This window comes from Kitasatospora sp. NPDC057015 (genome assembly GCF_042673745.1).
GTDB lineage: Bacteria > Actinomycetota > Actinomycetes > Streptomycetales > Streptomycetaceae > Kitasatospora.
The window spans coordinates 315,428-325,402 of record NZ_JBHUSG010000004.1; the positions used below are offsets into that span (position 1 = coordinate 315,428).

6 protein-coding genes and 1 pseudogene are annotated in these 9,975 nt (G+C 70.0%); 2 read left to right on the top strand and 5 right to left on the bottom strand.

Going from position 1 to position 9,975, the window contains the following annotated elements:
- Positions 1-49: 49 nt before the first annotated feature.
- The 5 genes from ACFTWP_RS06255 to dnaK all read right to left on the bottom strand — a co-directional run bounded on the left by ACFTWP_RS06255 (position 50) and on the right by dnaK (position 5,559).
- On the bottom strand, positions 50-1,078 hold the full coding sequence (locus ACFTWP_RS06255; protein ID WP_380263077.1) for a LuxR family transcriptional regulator: 1,029 nt from the start codon (positions 1,076-1,078) through the stop codon (positions 50-52).
- A 197-nt stretch (positions 1,079-1,275) separates the two neighbouring features.
- Entirely contained in the window at positions 1,276-1,785 is a 510-nt protein-coding gene (locus tag ACFTWP_RS06260; protein WP_380263078.1) for a heat shock protein transcriptional repressor HspR, read from the bottom strand.
- A gap of 7 nt (positions 1,786-1,792) precedes the next feature.
- A complete protein-coding gene (gene dnaJ / locus ACFTWP_RS06265; protein ID WP_380263079.1) occupies positions 1,793-2,950 on the bottom strand; it encodes a molecular chaperone DnaJ in 1,158 nt (385 codons plus the stop codon).
- Between the two features lie 150 nt (positions 2,951-3,100).
- Positions 3,101-3,718: a nucleotide exchange factor GrpE gene (gene grpE / locus ACFTWP_RS06270; protein WP_380263080.1), complete on the bottom strand. Its 618-nt coding sequence runs from the start codon at positions 3,716-3,718 to the stop codon at positions 3,101-3,103.
- Complete coding sequence (gene dnaK, locus ACFTWP_RS06275) at positions 3,715-5,559, bottom strand: molecular chaperone DnaK (RefSeq protein WP_380263081.1); 1,845 nt, start codon at positions 5,557-5,559, stop codon at positions 3,715-3,717. The genes grpE and dnaK overlap by 4 nt, the downstream gene beginning before the upstream one ends.
- Before the next feature lie 617 nt (positions 5,560-6,176).
- Between dnaK and ACFTWP_RS06280 the strand changes: the two genes are divergently transcribed.
- On the top strand, positions 6,177-8,396 hold the full coding sequence (locus ACFTWP_RS06280; RefSeq protein ID WP_380263082.1) for a (Fe-S)-binding protein: 2,220 nt from the start codon (positions 6,177-6,179) through the stop codon (positions 8,394-8,396).
- Positions 8,397-8,750: 354 nt separating this feature from the next.
- A pseudogene (locus ACFTWP_RS06285) lies at positions 8,751-9,815 on the top strand (sugar phosphate nucleotidyltransferase); the annotation flags it as partial.
- Positions 9,816-9,975: the final 160 nt, after the last annotated feature.

The following is a 9,975-nucleotide window of genomic DNA, read 5'->3' on the forward strand; positions in this document are numbered from 1 at the left end:
ACGTCGGCGACCGGTGGAAATACCGGGATCAGAAATCGTCAGGTTCAGGTCAATTATCCCCGAACGAGACCGAGGCGGGCGGGCACTCCGGGGTTTCCTGTGAGGAGCGCGCCAGGATGTAGCCGAGCTGGAACAGCGATTCCACGTTGTAGTCCTCGCGCATCTCGGCCAGATGCCGGGCCAGGGTGCGCTCGCTGATACCCAGTCTGCGGGCTATCACCCGGTGATTGGTCCCCTTCAGCAGCAGGTCGACGATCGTCTGCCGCAGCCGGGAGACCACCTGTTGCGGCACCGTCCGCCCGCCGTTGAAATCCAGGCCCCGGTTCCAGTTGCGCTCGAACACCTCGTCCGTCAGGTAGTTGATGACGGCCTGGTCATGGATGAAGGCGGCCAGGTTGAGGTCCTCGACCACGGGTATCACGGCCAGCCGCCGGTCGATCACGATCAGCCGGGTGTAGGGCTCGTCCAGGGTCCGGAACAGCCCTCCGGCCTGGGTGATCGTGGCGACGTAGTCACGCGTCGGAGCGTGGTAGCGGGTACTCGGATGGTAGATCGTCCGCGCGGCGACCCCGCGGCGGAGATCCTCCAGGTCCCCCGCCAGACTGCCCGAGAGGGCCTCCGGGGGGCGGGGGCCCCCGGGCTGGGCCGCCAGGACCTCCTCCTTGGCACTGGCGACGGCGTGCTTGAGCCGCTGGTTGATCAGCGCCTTGCCCCGCACGTACTCGATCGTGCCGCCCACCGGCTCCGGAGTGTGGAACGCCTCCGCGAGACTGTTCAGCTCGGCCGGCAGCGCGATCGCCCGGGAGAGCAGCTCCAGCGCCTGGCGCTGCCAGACGGCGCTCAGCCCGGAGCCGAGCTGCTTGGGATCGACGGCCACCAGCACCGACGGGTCGTCCGTGTCGGGCACCAGCAGCCCGATGTCCAGCAGCTCCAGCAGCTGGCTGGTGTCTCTCTGGTCGACCTCGCCACGGGCGATCCGGCCGTGGGCGCGAATGACGGACAGGTAGAGCGTGTGGGCTCCACTCGACAACATGCCGGGTCCGCTCCCGCTCAGACCGGCGTCGTCCCTCCCGCTCATTTCGGCTCCTCATCGACAATTGAACCGACGTTGAAGGTGGACCGCAGTCACCCCCACTGGGGATCCTAAGTGTCGAGGTGCCCGCTGGAGTCGCGTCCAGCACGCGGCAGGGTCCGTTGGATGGCACTCTCTCATTCCAGACAAGCCGCCGGCACCCCCCAGGAGGGGGACCCGACGGCTTGACCCGAAATATCCGGTTATCGCTTCGGTCGCCAGACCACCAGCGCACTGGACTGGCTGACCTGCTGGTACGGCACCAGGTCCCGGCGGTAGGAGGCGTGCACCGCGGCCTCACGCTGCTGCAGCGCGCTGGCGGCGCCCTCCAGGGAGTCGGCGAGCTCGCCGATCCGGGACTGGAGGGCAGCCACCTGGTTCTCCAGCTCGATGATCCGCTTGATGCCGGCCAGGTTGATGCCCTCGTCCTGGGACAGCCGCTGCACCTCGCGCAGCTGCTGGATGTCCCGGGCCGAGTAGCGCCGGCCGCGACCGGCCGTGCGGTCGGGGCAGACCAGGCCGAGCCGGTCGTACTGGCGCAGGGTCTGCGGGTGCAGGCCGGACAGCTCGGCGGCGACCGAGATGACGTAGACCGGGGTGTCCTCGGTCAGCACGTACGCGGCGGCCCCGGCCGGATTGCGGGTGGGCCGGCCGGGACGGGGGCCTCCGGGGAGGCCGTCGCCGAGGCCGACACCGATCGAGTCACGGTTCATGAGCTGGTCACGCTCCCTCCGCCGCCCGGAACAGGGCGGCCCGCGGGTCGTCCGAGGCGGTGGCCTCGCGGTACTGCTCCAGAGCCGCCAGCGCGTCGCCGATGACGTGCTGCGGCACCACGACCTCCACGGTGACCAGGAGGTCCCCGCGGGTGCCGTCCTTACGGGTGGCGCCCTTGCCCCGGGCCCGCAGGGTGAGGCCGTTGGCACTCCCGGCGGGCAGTCTGAGTTTCACCGCCGGGCCCTTGAGCGTCGGCACCTCGATGGTGCCGCCCAACGCCGCTTCGGGGAAGGACACCGGCACGGTCACCGTCAGGTTGTCGCCCTTGCGGCCGAAGACCGGGTGCGGGTCGACGTGCACCAGGACGAACAGGTCGCCGGGCTGGCCACCGCGTTCGCCCTGGGCGCCCTTGCCCTTGAGCCGGATCTTCTGACCGTCCTGCACCCCGGCCGGGATCCGGACCTGCATGGTGCGGGCCGAGCTGGCCCGACCGCTGCCGTGGCAGTCGGGGCACGGATCGTCGACGATCATGCCGCGGCCGCGGCAGTCCCGGCAGGGCTCGGAGAGCGCGAAGGCGCCCTGACCACGGCTGACGGTCCCGGCGCCGACGCAGGTCGGACAGACCCGCGGGGTGGTGCCGGCCCTGGCACCGGTGCCGCTGCACGAGCGGCAGGGCGCCTGGCTGGTCATCCGCAGCGGGACGGTCGCGCCGTCCACCGCCTCCTCGAAACTGAGGGTCACCTCGGTCTCGACGTCGGCGCCCCGGCGCGGCTGGGCCTGCCGGCCGCCGCGGCCGAACAGGCCGCCGAAGACGTCGCCGATCCCGCCGCCCCCGGCACCCGGGCCGCCCTGGGTGCCGTTGAACAGGTCGCCGAAGTCGAAGCTGTAGTTGCCGCCGCCGGGGCCGCCGGAGCGGTAGCCGCCGTTGGCGAAGAGCGTGCGCGCCTCGTCGTACTCCTTGCGGCGCTTGTCGTCCGACAGGACGTCATAGGCCTCGGAGATGTCCTTGAAGCGGTCCTCCGCCTTGACGTCGCCCTTGTTGGCGTCGGGGTGGAACTCCCGCGCCAGCTTCCGGTACGTCTTCTTGATCTCGGCTGCGGAGGCGTCCTTGGGCACGCCGAGGACCTTGTAGTAGTCCTTTTCCACGTAGTCCTTGCCGCTCATGGCTGCCGCCACCTCCCGGAGTCAATAGGTCCGCGGTACCCGCGGGCGGTGCCGGCGGCGCCGGGGGCACTGCCGGCACCGCCCGCGGATACGGCGCTGCGGAGCCGTTCGCCGTACTGGACGACGTACGACTCCGCAGCGCACAGGTTGTCAGCTTTCCGCGCCACCGTCAGCCTTGTCGGCGTCGCCGTCCGCCGCCTGCTCGGCGTCGTCCGGCGCGGACGTGGTCTGGGTGCCCGGCTGGGGCTCCGCGACCGCCACCATCGCCGGGCGGATGATCCGCTCGCCGATCCGGTAGCCCGGCTGGAGGATCTGCACACAGGTGTCCTCGGTGACGTCCGAGGAGTAGCTGTGCATCAGCGCCTCGTGCATCGTCGGGTCGAAGGGCTCGCCCTCCTTGCCGAACTGCTGCAGGCCCAGCTTGGCGACGACCGTCTCCAGGCTGTCGGAGACGGACTTGAAACCGCCCGTCACCTCGCCGTGCTCGCGGGCCCGGCCGATGTCGTCCAGCACCGGGATCAGGCTCTCCAGGATGTTGGAGACCGCGATCTCGCGGACCGTCATGCGGTCCCGCTCGACCCGCTTGCGGTAGTTCTGGTACTCGGCCTGGAGGCGCTGGAGGTCACCAGTGCGCTCGGCCACCTCGCGCTTGGCCGCGGCGAGCTCCTCCGAGGCACCGCCCGAGACCGCCTCTTCGGCAGCCTTGAGGACGGCCTCCTCAGCGGTGGAGTCGTCGCCGGGCTCAGCGCCCTGCGGCTTCTCCGTCATGCCGCACCACCCTTGGGCTTCTCGTCGTCGACGATCTCGGCGTCGACCACGTCGTCCTCGGGGGCACCGGCCGCGGCGCCGTCGCCGGCAGCGGCCGCACCGGCGGCGTCGGCGTTGGCGTAGAGCGCCGTGCCGAGCTTCTGGGCGGTGGTGGAGACCTTCTCGGTGGCCTCGCGGATGGCCGCGATGTCCTCACCCTTGAGGGCTTCCTTGAGCTCGCCGATCGCGGTCTCGACCTCGGTCTTGACGTCGGCCGGGAGCTTGTCGGTGTTGTCCGCGATGAACTTCTCGGTCGAGTAGACGAGCTGCTCGGCCTGGTTGCGGGTCTCGACCGACTCGCGACGCTTGTGGTCCTCCTCGGCGTACTGCTCGGCCTCGCGCATCATGCGCTCGATGTCGTCCTTCGGCAGCGCGGAGCCGCCGGTGACGGTCATCCGCTGCTCCTTGCCGGTGCCGAGGTCCTTCGCGCCGACGTGCATGATGCCGTTGGCGTCGATGTCGAAGGTGACCTCGATCTGCGGCAGGCCACGGGGGGCCGGGGGCAGGCCGGTCAGCTCGAACATGCCGAGCTTCTTGTTGTACGAGGCGATCTCGCGCTCGCCCTGGTAGACCTGGATCTGCACCGACGGCTGGTTGTCCTCGGCCGTGGTGAAGATCTCGGAGCGCTTGGTCGGGATCGTGGTGTTGCGCTCGATCAGCTTGGTCATGATGCCGCCCTTGGTCTCGATGCCCAGGGACAGCGGGGTGACGTCGAGCAGCAGGACGTCCTTGACCTCGCCCTTCAGGACACCGGCCTGCAGGGCGGCGCCGATGGCGACGACCTCGTCCGGGTTCACGCCCTTGTTGGCGTCCTGCCCGCCGGTCATCTCCTTGACCAGCTCGGCGACGGCCGGCATACGGGTCGAGCCACCGACCAGGACGACGTGGTCGATCTCGGAGAGCGAGATGCCGGCGTCCTTGATCACGTTGTGGAACGGCGTCTTGCAGCGCTCCAGCAGGTCGGCGGTGAGCTGCTGGAACTGGGCCCGGGTGAGCTTCTCGTCCAGGTGCAGCGGACCCTCGGCGGAGGCCGTGATGTAGGGCAGGTTGATCGAGGTCTCGGAGGACGAGGACAGCTCGATCTTGGCCTTCTCGGCCGCCTCGCGCAGACGCTGCAGGGCCATCTTGTCCTTGGACAGGTCGACGCCGTGACCGGACTGGAAGACCTTGACCAGGTGGTCGACGACCTTCTGGTCCCAGTCGTCACCACCGAGGTGGTTGTCACCGTTGGTGGCCTTCACCTCGACGACCCCGTCGCCGATCTCCAGCAGGGAGACGTCGAAGGTGCCGCCGCCGAGGTCGAAGACCAGGATGGTCTGGTCGTCCTTGTCGAGGCCGTAGGCCAGCGCCGCCGCGGTGGGCTCGTTGACGATGCGCAGGACGTTGAGGCCCGCGATCTCACCGGCCTCCTTGGTGGCCTGGCGCTCGGAGTCCGAGAAGTACGCCGGAACGGTGATGACGGCGTCGGTGACCGTCTCGCCCAGGTAGGCCTCGGCGTCCCGCTTGAGCTTCTGCAGGATGAAGGCGCTGATCTGCTGGGGGTTGAAGTCCTTGCCGTCCAGGTTGACCTTCCACCCGGTGCCCATGTGGCGCTTGACCGAGCGGATGGTCCGGTCGACGTTCGTGACCGCCTGGCGCTTGGCGACCTCGCCGACCAGCACCTCGCCGTTCTTGGCGAAGGCGACGACGGACGGCGTGGTCCGAGCGCCCTCGGCGTTCGTGATGACGGTGGGCTCGCCGCCCTCCAGAACGCTGACGACCGAGTTCGTCGTACCGAGGTCGATGCCGACCGCGCGTGCCATCGTAAATACCTCCACGGAAGAGTTGAGCTTTACAGGCTCAAGCATGCCTGACCGGATCCGAGGCGTCAACAGGCTTGAGTCGGCACCGCTCAACTTTACTGCGCGCTCGCCTGTACGACACCCTGCGCCACGCCGCCCCGACCCGGCTCACCGGCGCACGTCCACCCCCATCGCCTCCCACCACTCTCACCCGTCACCCCCACCGCCCGCCCCCCGCGACACGTACGAGTGACCCGACAACCCGGCGACGGACGACAGGGCGCCCCGTGAGCGAGCCAAAGGGGCGCGCCGGTGCCGAAAGGGAGGAGCGCGGGAGCGACGAAGGAGCGACGAAGCGACGACCGTCGGCACCGGACCGAAGCGCCCCGGCGGCGAGTGAACTCAAACAATCAGCCCCGGCGGCGAGCGAGCCCAAACAATCAGCCCCGGCGGCGAGCGAGCCTCGACCAGGCGGGTGAGTGAGCCCTAAGTGACTGCCGCCATACCTTGCGCATCTTCTGAACGAGCGTTAACGAGCGATAGTCTCCGCCGAGGTCCACCTGCAAGTTACCGATGAGTACAATCGGTCGGACCCCTCTACACACAGCTCGACCCCAGCCGCAGGAGACGGAGAGCCGATGCAGCTAGCAGCGATCGTCATCTCGCTGGTCACCACTGTGATCGGCACCGCGCTCGCCGCCCGTGCGGCCGCGTACATCTACCGGGTGGTGAAGACCGGTTCGCCGGACGCCACCCGTACCGGCAACCCGGTACGCAGGACGAGGACGGTGGCCGTCGAGTTCCTCGGCCACACCCGGATGAACCAGTGGGGCATCGTCGGCATCGCCCACTGGTTCGTCGCGGTCGGGTTCTTCACCCTGGTCACGACCCTGGTCACGGCCTTCGGGCAGCTCTTCGACGCCGAGTGGACGATCCCGGTGATCGGGCACTGGCTGCCGTTCGAGGTCTTCACCGAACTGGTCGGCACCCTCACCACGCTGGGCATCGCGACCCTGATCGTGATCCGGCTGCTCAGCCTGCCCGGCCGGGCCGGCCGCAAGTCCCGCTTCGCCGGCTCCATCGCCTGGCAGGCCTTCTACGTCGAGTACACGATCCTCGGCATCGGCATCTGCATCATGGTGCTGCGCGGCCTGGAGGGCGCCCTCGCGGGCGTCGAGTCGTACGAGGCGGCGTACCTGGTCTCGTACCCGCTGGTGCTGGCCTTCAAGGGCCTGTCGCACGGCACGCTGGAAAACCTGATCTACCTCTTCGCGATGCTGAAGATCTGCATCTCCTTCGCGTGGGCCGCCACCATCGGCATCAACCCGTCGATGGGTGTCGCCTGGCACCGCTTCCTCGCCTTCTTCAACATCTTCTTCAAGCGCGAGGAGCAGGGCGGCGTCGCCCTCGGCGCGCTGCGCCCGATGACCAGCGCCGGCGCCCCGATCGACTTCGAGGACCCGGCCGAGGACGCCGTCTTCGGCGTCTCCCAGGTCGAGCACTTCTCCTGGAAGGGCATCCTCGACTTCTCCACCTGCACCGAGTGCGGTCGCTGCCAGTCGCAGTGCCCCGCCTGGAACACCGGCAAGCCGCTCTCCCCCAAGCTGCTGATCATGAGCCTGCGGGAGCACGCGTTCGCCAAGGCGCCGTACCTGCTGGCCGGCGGCGGCAAGGACGCCGAGGGCAACGAGATCGCCACCGCCGAGCAGCTCAAGGACGTCCCGGCGGCCGCGCTGGCCGAGGCCGAGCGCCCGCTGATCGGCACCGCCGAGGAGAACGGCGTCATCGACCCGGACGTGCTCTGGTCCTGCACCAGCTGCGGCGCCTGCGTCGAGCAGTGCCCGGTGGACATCGAGCACATCGACCACATCGTCGACATGCGCCGCTACCAGGTGATGATCGAGAGCTCCTTCCCGACCGAGGCCGGGACGATGCTCAAGAACCTGGAGAACAAGGGCAACCCGTGGGGCATGGCCACCAAGGCGCGCCTCGACTGGGTCAAGGAGCTGAAGAAGGAGACCGGCATCGAGGTGCCGGTGATCGGTGAGGACATCGACCCCGCCGAGGTGGAGTACCTCTACTGGGTCGGCTGCGCCGGCGCGCTGGAGGACCGCGCGAAGAAGACCACCAAGGCCTTCGCCGAGCTGCTGCACACCGCGGGCGTCAAGTTCGCGATCCTCGGCAAGGAGGAAACCTGCTCGGGTGACTCCCCGCGCCGCCTGGGCAACGAGTTCCTGTTCCAGATGCTCGGCGCGCAGAACGTCGAGACGCTGAACGCCGCGCTGGAGGACGCGCCGACCAAGCGGATCGTGGCGACCTGCCCGCACTGCTTCAACACCATCGCCAACGAGTACCCCCAGCTGGGCGGCCACTTCGAGGTCATCCACCACACCCAGCTGCTGCAGCACCTGATCGACGAGGGCCGGCTGCTGCCGGTCAACCCGGTCGAGGGCCTGATCACCTACCACGACCCCTGCTACCTGGGCCGGCACAACAAGGTCTACACCCCGCCGCGCGAGATCATGGACAAGGTCCCGGGTCTGCGCCAGCAGGAGATGCACCGTCACAAGGAGCGCGGCTTCTGCTGCGGCGCCGGCGGTGCCCGGATGTGGATGGAGGAGCGGATCGGCAAGCGCATCAACAACGAGCGGATGGACGAGGCGCTGTCGCTCAACCCCGACATCGTCTCCACCGCCTGCCCGTTCTGCCTGGTGATGCTCTCCGACTCGGCCAACGGCAAGAAGAACGAGGGCGCGGCCAAGGAGCACCTGAAGGTGGTCGACGTCGCCCAGCTGCTGCTGGACTCCGTCAAGGCCGCGCCGCCCGCCGAGGCGCAGTCCGAGACCGTCGACGCCTGATCCGGACGGACCGCCGAACGGCGCCGGGAGTCGGCGCGGTTCGGCACCCGACCGCCCTGTTGTTCGACAGTTCTGCCACAACTTCCGCTGCACCGGGCCCGGTCGACGCCTTCTCGGCGTCGGCCGGGCCCGGTCGTGACAGGGGCCCGCGAGGGGCGTTTGCGGCTGGACGTCCCGCCAATCGGGCAGGCGCCTGGTCAGGCCCGCGCGGGAAGGAAATACAGTAGGCGCCTGACCCGCGCCGTGCGGGCCTGATCCGCACCCGGACCGACCGGGGGGGTCACACCACCAGCGGAGGCTGCAGCCGCACCGGCGGCGGCGCCACACCGGAGCACAAGGGGAACAGCGCAGACCATGACCGAGGCGATCATGCTGGTCGGCGGCAAGGGCACACGACTGCGCCCGTTGACGACCCACACCCCCAAGCCCATGCTCCCCGTGGCGGGTGTCCCGTTCATCGCACACCAGCTGGCCCGCGCCGCGGCCGCCGGCGTCACCCGGGTCGTGCTCGCCACGTCGTACCTGGCCGAGGTGTTCGAGGACCACTTCCAGGACGGCACCCCGTACGGGATCGAGCTGGTCTACCTGACCGAGCGCGAGCCGCTCGGCACCGGCGGGGCCATCCGCAACGCCGCGTCCGGGCTGACCTGCGGACCGGACGAGCCCGTCCTGGTCTTCAACGGCGACATCCTGTCGGGCGTCGACATCGCCGCCCTGCGCGACGGTCACGTGGCCGCCGGCGCGGACGTGACCCTGCACCTCACCCGGGTGGAGGACCCGCGCGCCTTCGGCCTCGTCCCGACCGACGAGGACGGCCGGGTGCTGGAGTTCCTGGAGAAGCCGGAGACGCCCGAGCAGATCGTCACGGACCAGATCAACGCCGGCTGCTACGTCTTCACCCGTTCGGTGATCGACCGCATCCCGGCCGGCCGCGAGGTCTCGGTCGAGCGCGAGACCTTCCCCGAGCTGCTGGCCACCGGCGCCCTGCTGCGCGGCGTGGTGGACACCTCGTACTGGCTGGACCTGGGCACGCCCGCCGCCTTCGTGCGCGGCTCCGCGGACCTCGTCCTCGGCCGGGTCGACTCCCCCGCCGTGCCCGGCCCGACCGGTGAGGCGCTGCTGCTGCCGGGCGCCAGCGTGCACCCCGGCTCGGTGCTCAGCTCCGGCACCGTGGTCTCCGAGGGCGCGGTCGTCGAGGCCGGCGCCATCGTCGAGGGCAGCGTGGTGCTGCCGGGCGCGACCATCGCCGCGGACGCCTACGTGAAGGACTCCATCGTCGGCGCGTACGCCGTCATCGGCGCCCGCACCTCGCTGGACGGCGCGGTGATCGGCGACGGCGCGACCGTCGAGGCCGACAACGAGCTCCCGAACGGCATCCGGATCGCCTGCGGCACCCTGCTGCCGGTCGGCGCGGTCCGGACCACCGCCGGCCCGGGCGGCTGCCCGGCCGGCGCCTCGGCCGCGGCGGCCGTCCACGCCCCGCGGGTCGGCGCCCAGCACTAGAAGCGGCCCGGCACCGGGCACGGCCCGGTAGCAGCCGCAGCGGCGCCCGCCGGCTCGGGCCGGAACCCTCGGGTTC

Excerpts from the sequence above, each read along its gene's own strand:
- ACFTWP_RS06255 (WP_380263077.1), bottom strand. The coding sequence starts at position 1,078 with ATGAGCGGGAGGGACGACGCCGGTCTGAGCGGGAGCGGACCCGGCATG.
- ACFTWP_RS06260 (WP_380263078.1), bottom strand. The coding sequence starts at position 1,785 with ATGAACCGTGACTCGATCGGTGTCGGCCTCGGCGACGGCCTCCCCGGA.
- dnaJ (WP_380263079.1), bottom strand. The coding sequence starts at position 2,950 with ATGAGCGGCAAGGACTACGTGGAAAAGGACTACTACAAGGTCCTCGGC.
- grpE (WP_380263080.1), bottom strand. The coding sequence starts at position 3,718 with ATGACGGAGAAGCCGCAGGGCGCTGAGCCCGGCGACGACTCCACCGCT.
- dnaK (WP_380263081.1), bottom strand. The coding sequence starts at position 5,559 with ATGGCACGCGCGGTCGGCATCGACCTCGGTACGACGAACTCGGTCGTC.
- ACFTWP_RS06280 (WP_380263082.1), top strand. The coding sequence starts at position 6,177 with ATGCAGCTAGCAGCGATCGTCATCTCGCTGGTCACCACTGTGATCGGC.